This is a genomic window from Buchnera aphidicola (Aphis glycines), from assembly GCF_001280225.1.
GTDB lineage: Bacteria > Pseudomonadota > Gammaproteobacteria > Enterobacterales > Enterobacteriaceae > Buchnera > Buchnera aphidicola_E.
The window spans coordinates 279,260-299,796 of sequence record NZ_CP009253.1 but is presented as its reverse complement, the minus strand read 5'-3'; the positions used below and the strand labels follow the sequence as shown (position 1 = coordinate 299,796).

The following is a 20,537-nucleotide window of genomic DNA, read 5'->3' as shown; positions in this document are numbered from 1 at the left end:
GGAATAACACTGAATGACTTTACTCAATCCTTATTTTGGAGAATTTGGAGGCATGTATGTTCCTCAAATATTAATGCCAGCTTTATACGAGCTAGAAAAAAATTTTGTTTCTATAAAAACAGATAAAATTTTTCAAAAAAAACTTTTACATCTTTTACACAATTACGCAGGAAGACCTACACCATTAACCTTGTGTAAAAATTTAACTAATGGTACAAAAACACGCATTTACTTAAAAAGAGAAGATTTATTACATGGAGGAGCGCATAAAACTAATCAAGTACTAGGTCAAGCCATGCTAGCAATTCAGATGAATAAAAAAGAAATTATTGCTGAAACTGGTGCTGGTCAACATGGTGTAGCAACTGCTATTGCTTGTGCTTTACTAAATTTAAAATGTCGTATTTACATGGGATATAAAGACATTGAACGTCAAAAACCAAATGTATTTCGCATGAAATTAATGGGTGCAAAAGTTATACCTGTGAAAAACGGTTCTGGTACTTTAAAAGATGCATGTAATGAAGCATTAAGAGATTGGTCTAGCAGTTATAAATATTCATATTATATGATAGGAACAGCTGCAGGTCCTCATCCATACCCAAGAATTGTTAAAGAGTTTCAAAAGATGATTGGTGAAGAAGCTAAACAGCAAATCTTAGAAAAAGAAAAAAAATTACCTGATTCTATTATTGCATGTGTTGGAGGGGGGTCAAATGCAATTGGTATATTTACTGATTTTATAAATGAGAAAGTTAATTTAATTGGTGTAGAACCAGCTGGAAAGGGGGTAAATACAGGAAAACATGGAGCACCATTAAGTTTTGGTAAAAAAGGCGTTTATTTTGGCATGAAATCTTATTTAATGCAAGATAAAGAAGGGCAGATACAAAAATCTTGGTCAATTTCTGCAGGTTTAGATTTTCCTTCTGTAGGCCCTGAACATGCTTGGTTAAATAGCACTAAACGCGCTCAATATGTTTCAATTACTGACGAAGAAGCATTAGAAGCGTTTACTATTTTATCTCAAAAAGAAGGTATTATTCCAGCTTTAGAATCTTCTCATGCGATAGCTTATGCATTAAAAATAATGAATCTTTATCCTAATAAAAATCAAATTTTCATTGTTAATCTTTCTGGTCGTGGAGATAAAGATATTTTTACAGTAAGTAAAATTTTTAAAAATAGGAAACAATTGTGAGTCGTTATAAAAAAATGTTTCAACGAAAAAATATACTCAAAGAAGGATGTTTTGTTCCATTCGTTGTGATAGGTGATCCGTCTTTAGAAACTTCAATGAAAATTATAGATGCACTAATTGAAAATGGATCAGATGCATTAGAATTAGGCATTCCATTTTCAGATCCATTGGCAGACGGTCCTATAATTCAAAAATCAAATTTACGCGCTTTGTCTAATAATTATAGCATGCTTAAATATTTCAAAATTATTCAGATATTGCGTGAAAAATATTTAAACCTACCTATAGGTATATTATTATATGCGAATCTTATATATAGCCAAGGTATTGAAAAATTTTATCAACAATGCTCAAAATCTGGTATAGATTCTGTATTAATAGCAGATGTACCTATTGAAGAATATGATATTTTTTATAAATACGCTAATCAATTTAATATTAACTCTATTTTTATATGTCCTCCTGATGCGGAAGAAAAATTTTTAAACCAACTTTCTTTATATGCAAAAGGTTACATTTATTTATTATCGCGTCCTGGCGTCACTGGAATTAAAGAAAAAATAGTTTCAATTTCTAATAAATTTATAGAAAAAATTAAAAAATACAATACTTTACCAATATTGCAAGGTTTTGGAATTAAAAATGCTGCGCAAGTAAAAAAATCAATTTTATCTGGAACTAACGGTGTAATATGTGGCTCAGCAATTATAAATATTATTGAAAAAAATTTAAATACAGAAAAAGATATGATAAAAAAAATAAAAGATTTCAGTTTTAAACTCATAAAATCTACAAAATAATTTGAATCAATGTTTAAAAGATTTATTTTTTTGTTTTTAAAGAATATATTAATTTTGAATAATATGTATTATCTTAAAAATTTTATATAATATTTAAAGGGGATATACATATGTTTATTACAATACGTGAATTATATAATGATACATTTCATTTTGTATCTAAAGAAATAAAATCTATTTTTTGTATATCTATTATTAGCACTTTAATAAGTGTTATAATAAATATTTTAATTAAACCAGATATGAATGTTATTTCTATTATAGAAAATAATAGATTTATTAATTCTTATTCAGTTTTTGATTTTATAAATAACATGAGTGAATATGAAAAAAAAGAATTGTTAAAATATTCAATATTTAAAATAATTGAATTTTTGAGTAGTAAAACTTTTTTATTAGGAAGCATAATTACTTTAATCACATATTTATCTAATAGCACACAAAAACGAATTACGCCTTCTCTAATGTTTTTTATTAAAATTATACCAAGTTTATTTATATTAAATTGTATCACTAATATTATTATTCAAATAGGTTTTATGTTTTTTATTATTCCAGGTATATTTTTATCGATATTACTTGCTTTATCACCTATTATTTTATCATTTCAAAAAAACACTGTAGTAGAATCGATACGTTTAAGTATTTCTATTTCTTGGAAATATATAAATATCGTGGGTACAGGAGTGTTATTCTGGATGTTTATAAAATTTATTTCAACAAAATTTTTGTTAAACTTTCACTTTGTAAACAAAAATTTTATTTTTTTTATATTAAATGTCAATATAAATATATTTTTTTCTATTTTAATAATATATTTATTTAGGTTTTATATGTTGTTATTACGAACTTAAAAATAAACAATTTTTTAGGTCTTGATATGCAAACAATACTAAATTTATTACCAATAATAACTTTTTTTATATGCTATAAAACATATGATATTTTCATTGCGTCTAAATTTTTAATTTTTACATCTGGTTTAACTTGCATATTGCATTATATAATTTATAAAAAAATAGATAAAATTAATTTAATTAGTTTTATTTTAATTGGTATTTTAGGTTCATTAACTATATTTTTTCATAATAGTCAATTCATTAAATGGAAAATAACAATAATTTATATGTTTTTTTCTATTATATTATTCATAAGTCAATTTTATGAGAGAAAACCAATAATACAAAAATTTTTAGAAAAAAATATAAAACTGTCCAATATTTGTTGGAAAAAAATTAATTTTTTTTGGGCATTGTTTTTTTTATTTTGTAGTATTTTAAATATTTATATAGCGTTTTATTTTTCAGAAGAAACCTGGGTACATTTTAAAGTTTTTGGACTTTCAATTTTAATGCTTTTTTCTATTGTAATTACAAGTATTTATATGCATTATCAAGCATTAAAAAAGAAATAATTTTTTATATAATAGAGTGAATATTTTAATAATGCTAAAAAAAAAAATCATTACCTAAGGGCATAATTGTTTTGCAAACTCTAACCATGCCTTCAGATACAAATGCTAATGGCGATATATTTGGAGGGTGGATTATGTCGAAAATGGATATGGGAGGGGCTATATTAGCAAAAGAAATTGCAGGAGGAAAAGTTGTTACTGTTAGAGTAGATGGAATGACTTTTTTACAACCTGTATCAGTTGGTGATATTGTAAGTTGTTATGCAAATTGTATAAAAATTGGTAAAAGTTCGATCAAAATTAATGTAGAAGTTTGGATTAAGAAAATTTATTCTAAACCCTTAGGTCAATATTATTGCGCTACAGAAGCAATATTTATTTACGTAGCAATCGATAAAATGGGAAGGCCTCGTGAATTGTTACCAATGAGTATTATTTAAAATAATACTTAAAATTTCTTAAATTACAACTAAAAAATTTTTAAATAAAAATTAACACTTTAAAAAAGTAATAATAAAAATATTTTTCTTTAAAACATTACTTTTTTAAAAGTGTTATAACAAATTTAATTCTTAAATATTTTATAAAAAGTGATAATTTTTTGTTATTTTTTAATAAAATTATTTAAAAATATAAAATATTCAATTAAATATAAAACTTTTTCTAAAAAAGTGTAAATAGGATATTCAAATGAATGGATATTTTTTATGATTCAACTACGTGTTTAGTTGTTTTAATATACTGGTTAATTATTGTTAATATTACTTATTGTATTTTAATTAAACGTCGTAGTATACCTTCTTCTATGTCTTGGCTGTTAACGATTTATATTATTCCTTTTATTGGTATTTCAATTTGGTTTTTTTTCGGTGAATTTTATTTAGAAAAAAGACATAAAAGAATAGCAAAAAAAATTTGGTCTATATCTAACCAATATCTAAATCAATTAAAATCTTGCAAATATATTTTTCAAATTAAAAATAGTGAGGTCGCTACTTCTTTATTTCAACTATGCAAGCATAGACAAGGAATGTCTGGGATTAAAAATAATAAAATCACATTATTAACTGATAATAAAAAAACTATTAGTATTTTAATTCGAGATATTTATTTAGCCCGTAAAAATATTGAAATGGTGTTTTATATTTGGAAACCAGGAGGTCTTGCTGATGATGTTGCAAGAGCACTGATAAATTCAGCAAAACGAGGCATACGGTGTAGATTAATGCTAGATTCAGCTGGTAGTCTTGATTTTTTCAGAAGTCCATGGGTTAAAAAAATGAAAAAATCTGGAATTCAGATTGTAGAGGCATTAAAAGTTAATTTAGTAAGAATGTTTTTACACCGATTAGACTTAAGACAGCATAGAAAAATAATATTAATTGATAATTATATTTCATATTCTGGAAGTATGAATTTAGTAGATCCTAATTTATTTAAAAAATCTTCAGGAATTAATCAATGGATTGATTTGATGACGCGAATTGAAGGTCCCATAGCCACAACAATAGGCATGATTTACTCATGTGATTGGGAAATTGAAACCGGATGTAAAATTTTACCTAAACTACCTAATAAAGAAATGTTAAAAAATACATCGAATCACAATTCTAGTGTTCAAGTAATTGCATCTGGTCCAGGATTCCCTAAAAATGTAATTCATCAAGCCTTATTAACAGCAATTTATTCTTCAAGAAATGAATTAATTATGACTACTCCATATTTAGTTCCTAGTGATGATTTATTACACGCTATTTGTACAGCCGCGCAAAGAGGTGTAAAAGTAAGTATTATTATACCATTATATCATGATTCTATTTTGGTAAAATGGGCGAGCAGAGTTTTTTTTAGTGAACTATTGGAAGCAGGAGTCAAGATCTATCAATTTAAAAATGGGTTATTACATAGTAAAAGTATATTAGTAGATCGTCAACTTAGCTTAATTGGAACTGTTAATTTAGACATGAGAAGTTTATGGTTAAATTTTGAAATTACTTTAGTAATTGATGATAATAATTTTAGTAAAAAATTATCTTTAGTACAAACAGAATACATGTCTAATTCTGAGTTACTAGATAAAAAAAATTGGTCTAATCGTTCATATTGGAAAAAAATATTAGAAAAAATTTTTTATTTCTTAAGTCCGTTATTATAAATGATTTTATTAACAAATTGTATTTTTTAAAACTATTTTAAAAATATAAAAGAATTATTTTATGTGATGAAAGACAAACAGATTCAATAATTAAGTGGGGGTTTAATAAAAACCCCTTCTGTTTTAAACAGTATAAATTTTTTTAAAAATATATCTAATGTTATTAAATGATATATAAAAGAAAGATTAATAAAATGTATATTATATATATCTTTTAAAAAAATTTTTACTTACACAATAAATGACCCATTTTTTCTGCTTTAGTTTTTAAATAACAATAATTTTTATTATTTTTTTTTGCTATAAGAGCGATTCTTTCTACAACGTCGATTCCAGCGGCAGTTAGCATATCAACTTTATATGGATTATTGGTTAATAATCGAATTTTTTTAATGTTTAAAATGTTGAAAATATCAGCGCATAATGAAAAATCTCGTTCATCTGCAGAAAATCCGAGTTTTAAATTAGCTTCAACAGTATCTAAACCTTGATCTTGCAAAGAATACGCTTTAATTTTATTTAAAAGACCAATGTTTCTTCCTTCTTGACGATGATATATTAATATACCTCTTCCTTCGTGTGCAATTTTATGCATTGCCATTTTTAACTGATCTCCACAATCGCATCTTAGACTAAATAATGCATCTCCTGTTAAACATTCAGAATGTATTCTAGAAAGAATAGGTATATTTTTTTTTATATCACCATAAACAAGAGCAATATGATTTTTCCCATTTTTTTTCTCTTCAAATCCAAACATGATAAAATCTCCCCAACGAGTAGGTAATATAGCTTTTTCTATTTTAGTTAATTGCATAAAGACTCCTCTATGTTTATTAGAAATTCATGAATTTAAATGAATATAAATATATAAAAAACATGTTCAATATACAAATATTATCGCATAGATTGTATTATAAAATTTAATTTTTTAATTGGATTTTTTGAAGTAGTAATAGATCGACCTACCACTATATAATCAATTGGGAACTCTTTCGTTTGTATTGGAGTAATAATTTGATGTTGATCAAATGTAGAATCATTTAAACATCTAATACCTGGAGTAATTATTTTGTATTTCTTGCCACATAATGATTTAATTTTTTTCGCTTCTTTTCCTGGGCATACAACACCATCTAAACCACAATCACTAGATAATTTAGATAAAATTAAAATATAATCTTGTAATGATGTTTGAATACCAATATCATTTAAATCTGTTTGTGTTAAACTTGTAAGAGCTGTAACACCAATTAATAAAGGACGTTTTTTAAATGATTTTAATGCTTTTTTAGCAGATATTAACATTTTTTTTCCACCAGATGCATGTATACTCAACATCCATATACCTAAATCTGCTGCTGCTTTCGTCGCGTTAAAAACAGTATTAGGAATATCATGAAATTTTAAATCTAAAAATACATTAAACCCTAACTGATGTAGTTCATGAATAAATTTTTTTCCTAAAATTGTAAACATTTCTTTCCCGATTTTTAAATAAAACAAAGATGGATTAAGCAGATTTACTAACTTCATAGCGTCTTTTTTATCGTTAAAATCTAATGCAATAATTATCTTGGGCATGTTAAAACTATTCAATTTTGACACTATTTAACCTCTATTAAAATATTTTTAAAAATATAATTAATTGTTTTATACGTTAATTTTGAGAACTAGCATGATACGATGAACGTATAAATGGTCCACAGTATGCACTTTTAAAACCAATGGATATAGCTTCTTGTTTAATATTTTCAAATTCTAATGGTGATATATAACGTTCTACTGGATGATGTTTTTTGCTAGGTTGAAGATATTGTCCTATAGTTAATAACGTCACACCACTAGAATATAAATCTTTCATGACCTGAATAATTTCTTTATCTTTCTCGCCTATTCCTAACATTAAACCTGATTTAGTAATAACGTTTTTATACTTTTTTTTAAATTCTTCTAATAATAATAATGATTTTTTATAATTAGCTCCAGGACGTATTTTTTTATAAAGCCGAGGAACATTTTCTATATTATGATTAAACACATCAGGTAAAGCAGCGTTAAAAATTTCTAAAACTAATTTAATTTTTCCTCTAAAGTCAGGCACTAATATTTCAATTTTTACTTTATTTTTGTCTCTAATAGCACTTATACAATTAACAAAGTGTTGTGCGCCGCAATCATATAAATCATCTCTTACAACTGAGGTGATCACTACATAATTAATCTCCATATCAAATATAGCATTTGCTAACTTTGTAGGTTCTTCAGAATTTACTTTTTCAGGCGTACCATGTAGTACTGCACAAAATGGACAATTTCGAGTACATACAGCTCCAAGAATCATAAAAGTCGCAGTGCCATTATTAAAACATTCTGATAAATTTGGACAATTAGCTTCTTCGCAAACAGAATGTAAATTATTTTTTCGTAAAGCGTTTTTAACTTTATTTATTTGAAATGTGTGAATAGGTAGTTTAATTTTAATCCAATCTGGTTTTTTTAACATTCTTTTTTTTACTAAAATATTTTTAATAGGTATTAAATTTTCTTTTTTATTTATAAATGTCATTGTCGATAACTTATAAAGTATTTTTTATAATTAAGAAAAATGTTTTTAAAATGTTTGAAAATCAATAAAAATATGATTTTTTCACAATTTTAACATTTAATAATTGAGATAATTTTTTAATTAAAACTACACGAATATCTTTTAATGTTAACAAAGAACTAAAATCTTTTATTTGTGTCATTTTAATATATCTATCTCCACAAGGATAAATATAATTAAATGGATCTAAGTTCATATCAACATTCAATGATAAACCATGCAAAGTACAGCCTTTTTTCACTCTAAGTCCTAAAGAACAAATTTTTTTATCGTTTACGTATACTCCTGGGGATTTTTTTTTAATTATTGAGTTGATAGAAAAATAATTCAACGTATCTATTATTAAAACGTGCATCATATCTATAAATTGACGAATGTTAATTTTCCGACGTTTTAAATCTATTAAAAAATACAGTATTTGTTGACCAGGACCATGATATGTAATTTGACCACCTCTGTTTGAAGTAACCACAGGAATATTATTAATAAAATTATTGTTAAATTTGATTGAATAATCTTTGTTTAATAAACCTGTTGTAAAAATAGGGTAATGTTCTGCAAACCAAATTTCATCAAATGTGAAACTATCACGTGTTTCTGTAAAATCATTCATTTTATCAGAAATTATAATCCAATCTACTAATCCTATATTTTCAAAGAACATAATTTTATTTTTCAACAGAATATCCAACGTTGTTTAAACATGTAAAATATAAAGTAATATCTTTAAAATTAATGTAATAATTCATATATAATAGATTTTATTCCAATACTAAAAAATTCTATTCCTAAAGACATTAACAATAAACCCATAACACGTGTGATAATATTAATACCTGTTTTTCCTAATATTTGCACTACACACGGAGCAGCTCGAAAACATAACCAACAAACTAGAGAAAATAAAAAAATAGATATTGTACATCCTACTAAATTAAACCAAGTAGAATAATAGGTACTCCAAACAATAGTTGAACTAATCGCACCTGGTCCAGCAATTAAAGGCATAGCTAAGGGAACAACGCTGATATTGTCTTGAGTTACTTCTTGATTTTTTTTTATTTTTTTACTTTTTGTAAATTTTCCATTAATCATAGAACAAGCAATGCCCATAATCAATAAACCGCCTGCGATGCGAAATGAATTAATAGATATACCAAAAACATTTAGAATAGTATCACCTAAAAATAATGATATTAACAATATTAAAAATGCAGAAAAATTTGATACTAAATTAGTTTTTTTTCGCTCTAACACAGATTGATTAGCAGTCATAGTAGTGAAAATAGGAATCATTCCTATCGGATTTACCAGTGCGCATAAACTTATAAAAAATTTTATATATATAGAAAAATCACAAATTGAAATATGCATATTAAGCTCTTAATTAATATTGAAATTCTTATAATTTTATTGAAGTAATTTTAAAAATATTTAAAGAAATTAAAATTTTTAAATGATTTTTAGATACTAAATTCATATTTAATAATCAGGCCTTGCAATAATATTTCTTGTTTTCAATCGAATCTCACATAATATTATTTGAATTACATCAGAAACTTTATAATGTAAATTACCATTAATAAAAGCTTTTCCTGTTTCTTGATTCAAAATTAACTCTTCTCGAATAGGATGTAAAAACAATGCAGGAATAAAAACATGTGCACCATTTTCTATTATTTTAGCTCGTATTCCACTTCTAGAAATATCAATAATTTCAGCAGAGAATTTTTTATTCTGATATTCTTTCTTTTGTAAAAGTAATGTATAAAGCCAATCTGAAATATTTCTTTCAGATATTCTATTTTTACGTTTTTGTTCACTTATTTTTAATTTTATTTCTTCATCGGGTTTAATACTTGGTTCTTTTTTAATAATTGACTTTAATAAACGATGATTAATCATATCACTATATTTTCTAATAGGTGATGTCCAAGTAGCATATTCTGAAAATCCTAATGCAAAATGTGGGCCAGGAGTAATGCTAAATTCTCCAAAAGATTGGTATCGTCGAACACGACTATCAATATAACTATCTGATAAAAGATTTAACACACGCCTAAGATTACAAAACCCCCTTAATGTCATTATTTCTTTTGCAGTAAAATTTAAATTGTAACTTTTCAAAAAAGATACAGTATGCTCAGCATTAATCAGATCAAAACCAGTATGTATATTATATATTCCAAATCCAAGATTTTTTGATAAAAAATTTGCAGCTACAATATTGGCTATTATCATTGATTCTTCAATAATTTTATGAGCAATTCTTCTTTTTTCAATAATTACATTTTTTACTATACCTGTTTCAGAAAACTGAAATCTATATTCTAAACTATCTTTAAATAGTACTGCATTTAATTTTCTCCATTTTATTCGAGATAAACATAGTTGATGTAAAAGCAAAATTTGATTTTGAATAGATTCTTTTGATGGTTGCCATGAGTTTTTTTTTTCAATCCAATTTGAAACATCTTCATAAGATAGCTTTTCTTTTGACACAATCCAAGCTAAGAAAAAATCAACTGTATTCAAAATATTTCCATCTTTTGTAATTGTTATAGAACATGCTAACACTGGTCGACGTTCATTAGGGAGTAATGAACATATATTTTCTGATAGTTCCTTAGGCAACATAGGAATGTTAAAACCTGGTAAATAATTTGTAAAACCTCTTTGTGAAGCAGTTATATCTAATTTACTTCCACTTTCTATATATGACGTTGGATCTGCAATTGCTACTATTAAGTGAAAATTTTCATTTTTAGTTTTCTGAATAAATAAAGCATCATCAATATCTTTTGTGTGAAGATTATCAATTGTAATAAAGTCAAGATGTGTTAAATCTTGTCTCTTGAAATGATCTTTTAAAATAAAATCTTGCTTTTCGATTAACGGTGCTTTTCTGTCGAGTTTATGACGTGACAACGTTACCCACCATGGTGTTAATGGATCATTGTTTTTGACAATTTCTTCGATTAATTCTGCGCAAAATATAGAACTTCCATTAAGCTTATGCTTAACTAAATGAGCTGTTGCCCAATCTCCTGTTTCAAATAAATTAATGCAATTTTTTTTTGGGTAACATATTATAATGAGATCTTTTAGAAAAGGATAATCTGGTATTATAAATAATTTATTATCTTTTTTTTGAATTCTTCCTACAAATCTTTTTAAAAAGGGTTCAATTAATTTTTCAGGATCAACTATTTCACGATTGTTTTCTATTTTTAACAAAGCAGATACTTTATCTCCGTGCATAACTTTTTTCATATTTTTAGGTGGGATAAAATAACTATTTTGCGAATCGATCTCTAAAAAACCAAATCCTCTTTCAGTATTTTTTACTATTCCTTCAACCCGTGGTGTTGTTTTATTTAAATTTTCTTTTAGTTGTTTAAGTAATGGATTGTTTTGGAACATAATTATAAGACCTAACTATTTAAAAATAATTTTATTATTTAAGAAATTTTAATATATAACTTATTTATAAATTATCATAGATAAATTTTATTTAAAATTTTTAATTTTAAATTATTCCATTAGGTATATTTATATTAAATCCATTATCGACATAAATGATTGAACCAGTGATTCCAGTAGATAAATTGGAACATAAAAAAGCAGCAACGTTACCTATTTGATGACCAGTAATATAATTTTTAATTAATGAAATTGATCTATGATATTTTTGTATTTTACAAAAATTTTTAATTTGATAAGAAGATATGGTTTTAATAGGCCCGCATGAAATACCATTGACTCTAATGTTTTTTTTTCCTAATGAATGCGCTATATATCGAATATTAGATTCTAAAGAAGATTTTGCAAGCCCCATCATGCCATAATGAGATAGAACTCTTTGCGATCCTAAATAAGATAATGTAATTAATGAAGAAGATTTGTTTAACATATGTTTTGATTCTCTTGCCATACTTAAAAAGCTGTATGAACTAATTTGATGAGTCAAATTAAAAGATTCTTGAGTACTATTTTCAACAAAATCTTTATGCATGTTTTCTTTAGGACAATAAGCAATAGCGTGAATGAATCCATCAAACTTATTCCATATTTTTTTTAGATTAAAAAATAGTTCTTTGATATTTTCATCATCAGAAACATCGCAAGAAAATATAGAACTTATATTCATGGATTGAATTAAATTTTTAATTTTATTAATGATTTTTTTGTTTTGACATACTAAACTTAATTCTGCTTTTTGTTTATACAAAGCTTTAGCTATACTTAAAGCGATTGATCTTTCGTTATATATACCGGTTACTAAAATTTTTTTACCTTTTAAAAACCCCATAAAACATCCAAATAATAAATTTTTATATATAAAATATTTTATAGTAGATAACATTGAATTTCTACTGATATATAAAAAACAAACAATATCTAAATTAATTTATAAATTTTTATTACTTTTTCTAAATAATGTGATGCTTGCTTAGCAGGATGTTTGTTTACATATTGAAAAAATTTTTTTACAGTGATACTGTTTATAATTTTTATGGCTGTATCTTGATTTTTAGCAAATATTTTTAATAATGCACTTGCTCCATTCACATAAGAAACAATAGTGGCATATCTCATTATTTCCTTATTTTTAATGCCAAATAAATTTCTTTTTTGTAACAAATGAATATATGAAGCTCCAATATTTATATTAATTTGAGGGTTATATAATTCTTGAATGGAAGGTTCACCTTTTTTACCAATTAACCGATATATATCTAAACCTGCAGCAGATGGTTTTATTTGCATTAACCCAATAGCATTAGAACTACTTCTAGCAAAAGTATTGCCAGCAGACTCTACATATATAATAGATTTGATTAATTTTTCATCAACATTATATTGAATTGATGCATGTTTAATAATAATATTCCAACGATCAATTGTTTTTTCAATTTGTTTCTTATTTAAAGAAAAATGTTTTTTTACATTTTCAGATGTATTACAGCCTAATATAAAAAAAATAGAAAAAATAAAAAATTTTAACACCATAGAAATTCCTTAAAAATACACTTGTACAATATATTTATTTAGTTTCTTTTTCTATAATCTGAACAGATAATCCAATATAATTAGCTGGAGTTATATTTTTTAAACGTTTTTTTTCTATCTCGGGAATATTTAAATTAGAAATAAAATTGTATATATCAATTTGACTAATTTTTTTCCCTCGCGTTAATTTTTTTAATTGTTCATAAGAATCTTTAATGTTATATTTTCTCATTACAGTTTGAATTGCTTCAGATAAAACTGACCAATTATCGTTTAAATTTTTTAAAAGTTGAATATTATTAATTTTTAATTTTTTTATACCGCATAAAATAGAATGATATGCAATAACTGAGTAAGATAATGCCACTCCTATATTTCTTAAAACTGTAGAATCACTTAAATCACGTTGCCATCTGGAAATAGGTAACTTATTGATCATATGATTCATTAAAGCATTTGATAATCCTAAATTACCTTCAGAATTTTCAAAATCAATAGGATTTATTTTATGTGGCATAACAGATGAACCTACTTCCTGATCTATCGATATTTGCGTAAAATAGTTCATTGATATATAACCCCAAATATCGCGATTAAAATCAATTAATATATTATTAAAAAGCGAAATACATCCAAATATTTCCGCAATATAATCATGTGGTTCAATTTGTGTTGTACATGGGTTGGAAACCAAATTCAACGATTTTATAAATTCCTCACTAATTATATGCCAATTAATTTTCGGATATGCTGCGACATATGCATTATAGTTTCCAGTGGTTCCATTAAATTTTGCTAATATTTTTATTTTTTTTAATTTAAAAAATTGACGTTTCATACGATAATAAAAATTTAAAAATTCTTTTCCCATAGTAGAAGGAGTTGCAGGCTGACCATGAGTCATAGATAACATTGAACTATTTTTATACTCAATAGAATACTTCTTCAAAACACCAATTATTTCAGACCAAAACGGAACAATAACTCGGTTAAGAGAATCTTTTATCATTAAAGCATAAGCTATATTATTTATATCTTCTGAAGTACATCCGAAATGTATAAATTCTGACATTGATGATAATTTTTTTGATGTAGAAAATTTATATTTTAAAAAATATTCTAATGCTTTAACGTCGTGATTAGTTTTTTTTTCTATACTTTTAATATACATTGCGTCTTTTATAGTAAAATTTTTTAAAATATTATCAATAAATAAAACATCTGTTTTTTCAATTTTTTGAATTTTTATAATTTTATACATTTTTAATATTTTTTTAAACCATAAAATTTCTACTTTAAGACGATATTTGAAAAAACTAAACTCACTAAATATATATCGTAATGATTGAGTTGACTTAAAATACCGACCATCGATAGGAGAAATAGCTGTTAATAAAGTTAAATTCATATTTTTTCTTATTTTTCTATGAGTATTTTAATAAAAATTATACAAGTTAAAATTTAATAATTTTTTAGGCAAAACTGTATTATTAGATGATATTATATTAAAATATTCATATAATAAATATAAATGTTTCAAATATTATACATTAAATTAAAGGTAATTTAGATTTAATCACTCCTCCACCAATACAAATATCAGATAAATAAAAAACTACTGATTGTCCTGGAGTGACTGCGAAAACAGGAAAATCAAACAAAACTTTAGTACAAGAATCATCTATATATTTTATTTGACAAGCGACGTCATTTTGACGATATCTTGTTTTAATTTTACATGATAAAGGAAGCTTAAATTGAATATTGTTAATCCAATTAACTTGTTCAGCTATCAAGCCTATTGACATTAAATAGATGTTATTTATTCCTTGTGCTACAATTAACGAATTTGTTCGTATATTCTTATCCACTACATACCATGGCATATTATGTTTGTTTTTCATTCCTCCGATTCTTAAACCTTTACGTTGTCCTAAGGTATAATAAAATAAACCATTATGTTTTCCAACAATTTCTCCATCAATTGTAATTATATTACCTTTTTTTTCTTTCAGATATTTAGAAAGAAAAATGTTTATACTTTTGGGCCCTATAAAACAAATCCCTGTAGAATCTTTTTTTTCTGCGACCTTTAAACCTATTTTTTTTGCGATAATTCTAATTTGACTTTTTTTAAATAAACCAACAGGAAATAAAATTTTTTCTAATTGCTTTGTATTTAAAGTATATAAAAAATAACTTTGATCTTTATTATTGTCTATTCCTTTTAACAAATAATTAATTCCATTTTTTCTTAAAATACGTGCATAATGACCAGTCGCAATATAATCTGCTTTAAGCTGATTAATAGAATAATCAAAAAATAATTTAAATTTAATTTCTTTATTACATAAGATATCAGGATTAGGTGTTTTCCCTTCTTTGTATTGATATAAAAATTGTGTAAATACTTGATCCCAATATTCTTGAGAAAAATTTATTTTATGAAGATAAATATTTAATTTTTTACACACACTCTCAGTGTCACATAAATCTTTTTCTGCATGACAATAATCGTTTGTATCTTCTTCTTCCCAATTTTTCATAAATAAGCCTTCTACTAAATAAGCCTTATTTTTTAAAATCCATGCAGAAACTGATGAATCTACACCTCCGGACATAGCAATTATAACTTTTTTTTTTCGATTTATCATAACAATAACATCTTATTTTGTATTAAAAACATAATGTTTAATAATTTTAAAGTATAAATATAACTAGTGTATAATTTTTTAAATACTACGCAATACGGTGTCATTAACATCACAAATAATAACTAGCACATATTATATTAAAATAAAAATAAGAAATATATTAAATATTTATACTTTTAAAAAATATTCATATAAAATAAATTTTAAACATCTTGAATTTATTTTAAACACAAGTTAAATCAGAAATGAAAAATATAAGAAACTTTTCTATTATTGCTCATATTGACCATGGAAAATCAACTTTATCAGATCGTTTAATTCAAGCTTGCGGTGGATTGTCTGAAAGAGAAATGTCTAATCAAGTTTTAGATTCTATGGATTTAGAAAAAGAAAGAGGAATTACTATTAAAGCACAAAGTGTTATGATTGATTATACAGATTCGAAAGGAAGTCTTTTCCAGTTAAATTTTATTGATACTCCTGGTCATGTAAATTTTTCTTATGAAGTTTCTCGATCATTATCAGCTTGTGAAGGTGCATTATTAGTTATTGATACAACTCAAGGTATAGAAGCTCAAACATTAGCGAATTGTTATACTGCTTTAGACATGAACTTATCAATATTACCGGTTTTAAATAAAATTGATTTACCAAGCTCAAATATAGATCGAGTTATAAAAGATATTGAAGATATTATTGGAATCTCTGCGCTTAATGCTGTTAAATGTTCTGCTAAAACTGGAGAAGGTATTCCTCAACTTATTGAACAAATTATCAGTCAAATTCCATGCCCTAATGGAGATAAAAAAAAACCATTACAAGCTATTATAATTGACTCCTGGTTTGATAATTATTTAGGTATCGTCTCTTTGATAAGAATTAAAAATGGATCTATATCTATAAAAGACAAGATACAAGTAATGAGTACTGGAAAAAGTTATGTAGTAGAACAAGTAGGTATTTTTACACCTAAAAAAGTGAATAAAAAAAAATTAAAATGTGGTGAAGTAGGATGGATTATATGTGGTATCAAAAATGTTTCTGCAGCTCCTGTTGGAGATACTTTCACCCACTATCATAATCCAGCAAAAAAAATGTTAGATGGATTTAAAAAAATCAAACCACAAATTTATGCAGGTTTATTCCCTGTGAGATCAGATCAATACGAAATATTTAGAGATGCATTAGCAAAACTTAGTTTAAATGATTCTTCTTTATTTTATGAACCGGAAAACTCAAATGCTCTCGGATTTGGATTTAGATGTGGTTTTTTAGGTTTATTACATATGGAAATTGTGCAGGCACGATTAGAACGAGAATATTCACTTGATTTAATTTCAACTGCACCTAATGTGATTTATCAAATAGAATTAATAAATGGAAAAAAAATTTTTTTAGATAGCCCTTCAAATTTTCCTGCTATAAATACAATTAAAGAAATTAAAGAACCAGTTGCAGAGTGTAATATTTTGTTACCTGCTAAATTTCTTGGTTCAGTAATGAAATTATGCATTAAAAAAAGAGGTGTTCAAATTGATTTAATTTATTATAAAAGTCAAGTATCTCTAAAATATTATATACCTATGAACGAAGTTGTTTTAAACTTTTTTGACGAATTAAAATCTATTTCCAGTGGATATGCTTCTTTAGAATACGATTTTAAGCATTTTCAACCAGTTAAGATAGTTCGAATAGATATATTAATAAATTCAAAACGCGTTGACGCATTAACTACTCTTGCATATTATAAAAACGCGCAATATCGAGCTCGAGAAATAGTTGAAAGAATGAAAACGCTAGTACCGAGACATCAATTTGATGTTAGTATTCAAGCCATTATAAATAATACAATTATTGCTAGAGCTACAATTAAACAATTAAGAAAAAACGTATTAGCTAAATGTTATGGCGGAGATATTAGTAGGAAAAAAAAATTATTAAAAAAACAAAAAGATGGAAAAAAAAGAATGAAAAAGATAGGTAATGTTAACATGCCAAAAACAGTTTTTCTTACTATTTTAAATATTAATAATTAAAAGGAAAAAAAAATGCCTAATATATTAACTTTATTTCTAATATTTAGTATATTATTTACTGGTTTTTTTTGGTTTTTTATTAAAATAGAATTAATTATTAATTATTTTGTTAATAAAAAAAAAGAAATATAATTTTTTTAAATAAAAAAACATTTTTTAAAAATCAAAAAAATATTTTTCAATTTATATCATCGTTATTTCCAATGTTTTTTATTGTTTTTGTAATACGTTCTTTTATATATGAACCATTTCACATTCCTTCAAGTTCAATGATGCCAACACTTTTAGTAGGAGATTTTATTTTAGTAGAAAAATTTGCATATGGTATTAAAAACCCTATTACAAATAAAACCTTAATACCTTATAAATCTCCTAAACGTGGAGATATTATAGTTTTTAAACATCCTATAGAATATCAATCAAATTATATTAAACGTATAATAGGACTTCCAGGAGATAAAATTGAATATAATATATACAACAAAAAAATTAAAATTTGTGTTAATTACTTAAATACACATAATTGCAAGAATATGTTACCTATTAATTACTCAAAAAAACATGTAACTGAATTTACTCAAAAAATATATCTATTTCAAGACAATCATCTAACAAAAGAACAAACATATAATTCTGTTTACTTTAAAAGTATAGAAGAAAATATTAATAATTTTAAACATAATATATTAATATTAGATGAGTTTAATAATCAAAAAAATAATTATTATCAGCAAAATAATACTAAAAGATTTACTTGGATAATACCACAAAACAAATATTTTGTAATGGGAGATAATCGTGATAACAGTTTAGATAGTCGTTATTGGGGTTTTGTCCCAGAAGAAAACATTTTAGGAAAAGCTTCAAGAATATGGATGAGTTTTGAAAAAAAAGAAAATGAATGGCCGACAGGTATACGTATTAATAGAATTGGAAATAAGATATCTTAAAATTGAATTATACAACATTGATTAAATAAAATTTAAAATATTTTTTCTTAGTTCTATCAAATTTTACTATTTTTCCTGTTATATATACAAATCAATTAAACCATTATTGAAATTGGTATAACATGAACCATATCGTAACAAATAAAATACAGGAAGTATTAGGATATACTTTTAATCAAAAAGAATTATTAAGACAAGCACTTACACACCGCAGTGCAAGCAGCAATCATAATGAAAGACTTGAATTTCTAGGAGATTCTATATTAAGTTTTGTAATTGCTAATGCTTTATATCAACACTTTCCATCGATTGATGAAGGAGATATGAGTCGTATGAGGGCAACTTTAGTACGTGGAAATACTTTAGCAGAAATAGCATATGAATTTGATTTAGGAGAATACCTGAAATTAGGTCAGGGTGAGTTAAAAAGCGGGGGTTTTCGACGTGAATCTATTTTAGCTAATACTGTAGAAGCTTTAATTGGAAGTATTTATTTAGATAGTAATATTAAAACAGTAGAAGAATTAATACTTAAATGGTATGAAAAACGTTTAGAAAGAATTAGTCCTGGAGATACGCAAAAAGACCCAAAAACAAGACTTCAAGAATATTTGCAATCTAAGCATTTATCATTACCTACATATTTTATAGTAAAGATATGCGGCGAAGCTCATAATCAACTATTTACTATTCATTGTGAAATTAGTATTAATTCAAAATTGTTTATTGGAAAAGGAACGAGCAGAAGAAAAGCTGAACAAGATGCTGCTAAAAAAGCATTAATTCAATTAGGTGTCGAGTGAAAAAAATAGAGTACTGTGGGTATATAACTATCGTCGGAAGACCGAATGTTGGAAAATCTACCTTAATTAATGAAATAGTTGGAAAATATATTTCTATTACATCAAAGAAAAAAAATACAACACAAAGCAACATTATTGGCATTAAGAACAGCGAAAATTATCAATCTATTTATATAGATACACCCGGAGTATATTTTCACAATATAAAAAATTTAAAAATAATAAAAAATACAAATTTAATTATATTTATAATAGATCGAAATATATGGAAAAAGGAAGATGAAATTATTTATAACAAGATAAAACGAATAAATATCCCAATAATATATGCAATTAATAAAATAGATCAATTATTAAATAAAAATAATATTTTATCTTATATTGATATGCTTTCAAAAAAAACTAATTCAACAGAAATTGTTCCAATTTCGGTAAAAGAAAAACAAAACATTATTGAATTAGAAAAAATTGTAAAACAATATTTACCAAAAAATAAACATATTTTTCCTAAAAATTGTATTACTATCAATTCTTTTGAGTTTTCTATATCTGAAATTATTCGAAAACAATTAATACTTTTTTTAAGAGATGAATTACCGTCAATAGTAAAAGTAAGCATCGAATCAGTTAAATATAATATTAAACAAATGCATATTAATGCAATTATTTATGTGGAGAATAAAAGACAAAAAAAAATTGTTATTGGAACTCAAGGAGAAATGATTAAAAAAATTAGTATATTGTCTAGATATTATCTGGAAAAAGAAAGCAATAAAAAAGTATATTTACGTATATGGGCGAAAGAAAAAATTAAAAATTAAAAATACTAAAAATATCTTTATTTTTTAAAATTAGTTAAAATACTTAAAATATTTTAACTAATTTTAAAAACAAAATCATATT

At 24.8% G+C, this 20,537-nt stretch carries 18 protein-coding genes and 2 pseudogenes; 10 read left to right on the top strand and 10 right to left on the bottom strand.

Features of this window, described 5'->3' with window-relative positions; translation table 11 throughout:
• Positions 1–13 precede the first annotated feature (13 nt).
• From trpB to cls, 6 genes and pseudogenes are all read left to right on the top strand, one after another.
• Complete coding sequence (gene trpB, locus IX46_RS01390) at positions 14–1,201, top strand: tryptophan synthase subunit beta (RefSeq protein WP_053940235.1); 1,188 nt, start codon at positions 14–16, stop codon at positions 1,199–1,201.
• Positions 1,198–2,001: a tryptophan synthase subunit alpha gene (trpA, locus tag IX46_RS01385; RefSeq protein ID WP_053940234.1), complete on the top strand. Its 804-nt coding sequence runs from the start codon at positions 1,198–1,200 to the stop codon at positions 1,999–2,001. Before trpB ends, trpA begins: the two co-directional genes overlap by 4 nt.
• A 110-nt stretch (positions 2,002–2,111) precedes the next feature.
• Positions 2,112–2,855, top strand: coding sequence for a YciC family protein (locus IX46_RS01380; RefSeq protein WP_053940233.1), 744 nt, complete (start codon positions 2,112–2,114; stop codon positions 2,853–2,855).
• A 26-nt stretch (positions 2,856–2,881) separates the two neighbouring features.
• Positions 2,882–3,415, top strand: coding sequence for a septation protein A (locus tag IX46_RS01375; protein WP_053940232.1), 534 nt, complete (start codon positions 2,882–2,884; stop codon positions 3,413–3,415).
• A gap of 38 nt (positions 3,416–3,453) precedes the next feature.
• A pseudogene (gene yciA / locus IX46_RS01370) lies at positions 3,454–3,855 on the top strand (acyl-CoA thioester hydrolase YciA); the annotation flags it as partial.
• A 254-nt stretch (positions 3,856–4,109) separates the two neighbouring features.
• Entirely contained in the window at positions 4,110–5,570 is a 1,461-nt protein-coding gene (gene cls, locus IX46_RS01365) for a cardiolipin synthase (protein WP_053940230.1), read from the top strand.
• Positions 5,571–5,796: 226 nt separating this feature from the next.
• On the opposite strand, the gene ribA is transcribed toward cls, so the two are convergent.
• The 10 genes from ribA to mnmA all read right to left on the bottom strand — a co-directional run bounded on the left by ribA (position 5,797) and on the right by mnmA (position 15,845).
• Positions 5,797–6,387 carry a GTP cyclohydrolase II gene (gene ribA / locus IX46_RS01360; protein ID WP_053940229.1) on the bottom strand — a complete coding sequence of 197 codons (591 nt, stop codon included), beginning with the start codon at positions 6,385–6,387 and terminating at the stop codon, positions 5,797–5,799.
• Positions 6,388–6,467: 80 nt separating this feature from the next.
• A complete protein-coding gene (pyrF, locus tag IX46_RS01355) occupies positions 6,468–7,154 on the bottom strand; it encodes an orotidine-5'-phosphate decarboxylase (protein ID WP_053940535.1) in 687 nt (228 codons plus the stop codon).
• Between the two features lie 76 nt (positions 7,155–7,230).
• Positions 7,231–8,139: a lipoyl synthase gene (gene lipA / locus IX46_RS01350; protein WP_053940228.1), complete on the bottom strand. Its 909-nt coding sequence runs from the start codon at positions 8,137–8,139 to the stop codon at positions 7,231–7,233.
• A gap of 61 nt (positions 8,140–8,200) precedes the next feature.
• Positions 8,201–8,857 (bottom strand): lipoyl(octanoyl) transferase LipB, encoded by a 657-nt coding sequence (gene lipB, locus IX46_RS01345; protein WP_053940227.1) that lies wholly within the window; start codon positions 8,855–8,857, stop codon positions 8,201–8,203.
• Positions 8,858–8,910: 53 nt separating this feature from the next.
• On the bottom strand, positions 8,911–9,552 hold the full coding sequence (locus tag IX46_RS01340; RefSeq protein ID WP_053940226.1) for a YchE family NAAT transporter: 642 nt from the start codon (positions 9,550–9,552) through the stop codon (positions 8,911–8,913).
• Between the two features lie 108 nt (positions 9,553–9,660).
• Positions 9,661–11,601, bottom strand: coding sequence for an exoribonuclease II (rnb, locus tag IX46_RS01335; RefSeq protein ID WP_053940225.1), 1,941 nt, complete (start codon positions 11,599–11,601; stop codon positions 9,661–9,663).
• A 106-nt stretch (positions 11,602–11,707) separates the two neighbouring features.
• The gene (locus IX46_RS01330; RefSeq protein ID WP_053940534.1) at positions 11,708–12,490 is read right to left on the bottom strand and encodes an enoyl-ACP reductase FabI; all 783 of its coding nucleotides are present in this window, start codon (positions 12,488–12,490) and stop codon (positions 11,708–11,710) included.
• A gap of 89 nt (positions 12,491–12,579) precedes the next feature.
• A complete protein-coding gene (locus IX46_RS01325) occupies positions 12,580–13,191 on the bottom strand; it encodes a transglycosylase SLT domain-containing protein (RefSeq protein ID WP_053940224.1) in 612 nt (203 codons plus the stop codon).
• Positions 13,192–13,225: 34 nt separating this feature from the next.
• Positions 13,226–14,599, bottom strand: a complete 1,374-nt coding sequence (purB, locus tag IX46_RS01320; RefSeq protein WP_053940223.1) for an adenylosuccinate lyase — start codon at positions 14,597–14,599, stop codon at positions 13,226–13,228.
• 142 nt (positions 14,600–14,741) lie between these two features.
• Positions 14,742–15,845 (bottom strand): tRNA 2-thiouridine(34) synthase MnmA, encoded by a 1,104-nt coding sequence (gene mnmA, locus IX46_RS01315; protein ID WP_053940222.1) that lies wholly within the window; start codon positions 15,843–15,845, stop codon positions 14,742–14,744.
• 245 nt (positions 15,846–16,090) lie between these two features.
• Between mnmA and lepA the strand changes: the two genes are divergently transcribed.
• The 4 genes and pseudogenes from lepA to era all read left to right on the top strand — a co-directional run bounded on the left by lepA (position 16,091) and on the right by era (position 20,455).
• Positions 16,091–17,881, top strand: coding sequence for a translation elongation factor 4 (gene lepA / locus IX46_RS01310; protein WP_053940221.1), 1,791 nt, complete (start codon positions 16,091–16,093; stop codon positions 17,879–17,881).
• Positions 17,882–17,893: 12 nt separating this feature from the next.
• Positions 17,894–18,831 (top strand): annotated as a pseudogene (gene lepB / locus IX46_RS01305) (signal peptidase I).
• 122 nt (positions 18,832–18,953) lie between these two features.
• Positions 18,954–19,634: a ribonuclease III gene (gene rnc / locus IX46_RS01300; protein ID WP_053940220.1), complete on the top strand. Its 681-nt coding sequence runs from the start codon at positions 18,954–18,956 to the stop codon at positions 19,632–19,634.
• The gene (era, locus tag IX46_RS01295) at positions 19,619–20,455 is read left to right on the top strand and encodes a GTPase Era (protein ID WP_053940219.1); all 837 of its coding nucleotides are present in this window, start codon (positions 19,619–19,621) and stop codon (positions 20,453–20,455) included. Before rnc ends, era begins: the two co-directional genes overlap by 16 nt.
• Positions 20,456–20,537 lie beyond the last annotated feature (82 nt).

Coding starts and splice junctions, on each gene's coding strand:
- trpB (WP_053940235.1), top strand. CDS start 14: ATGACTTTACTCAATCCTTATTTTGGAGAATTTGGAGGCATGTATGTT.
- IX46_RS01380 (WP_053940233.1), top strand. CDS start 2,112: ATGTTTATTACAATACGTGAATTATATAATGATACATTTCATTTTGTA.
- IX46_RS01375 (WP_053940232.1), top strand. CDS start 2,882: ATGCAAACAATACTAAATTTATTACCAATAATAACTTTTTTTATATGC.
- cls (WP_053940230.1), top strand. CDS start 4,110: ATGGATATTTTTTATGATTCAACTACGTGTTTAGTTGTTTTAATATAC.
- ribA (WP_053940229.1), bottom strand. CDS start 6,387: ATGCAATTAACTAAAATAGAAAAAGCTATATTACCTACTCGTTGGGGA.
- pyrF (WP_053940535.1), bottom strand. CDS start 7,154: ATGCCCAAGATAATTATTGCATTAGATTTTAACGATAAAAAAGACGCT.
- lipA (WP_053940228.1), bottom strand. CDS start 8,139: ATGACATTTATAAATAAAAAAGAAAATTTAATACCTATTAAAAATATT.
- IX46_RS01340 (WP_053940226.1), bottom strand. CDS start 9,552: ATGCATATTTCAATTTGTGATTTTTCTATATATATAAAATTTTTTATA.
- rnb (WP_053940225.1), bottom strand. CDS start 11,601: ATGTTCCAAAACAATCCATTACTTAAACAACTAAAAGAAAATTTAAAT.
- IX46_RS01330 (WP_053940534.1), bottom strand. CDS start 12,490: ATGGGGTTTTTAAAAGGTAAAAAAATTTTAGTAACCGGTATATATAAC.
- IX46_RS01325 (WP_053940224.1), bottom strand. CDS start 13,191: ATGGTGTTAAAATTTTTTATTTTTTCTATTTTTTTTATATTAGGCTGT.
- purB (WP_053940223.1), bottom strand. CDS start 14,599: ATGAATTTAACTTTATTAACAGCTATTTCTCCTATCGATGGTCGGTAT.
- mnmA (WP_053940222.1), bottom strand. CDS start 15,845: ATGATAAATCGAAAAAAAAAAGTTATAATTGCTATGTCCGGAGGTGTA.
- lepA (WP_053940221.1), top strand. CDS start 16,091: ATGAAAAATATAAGAAACTTTTCTATTATTGCTCATATTGACCATGGA.
- rnc (WP_053940220.1), top strand. CDS start 18,954: ATGAACCATATCGTAACAAATAAAATACAGGAAGTATTAGGATATACT.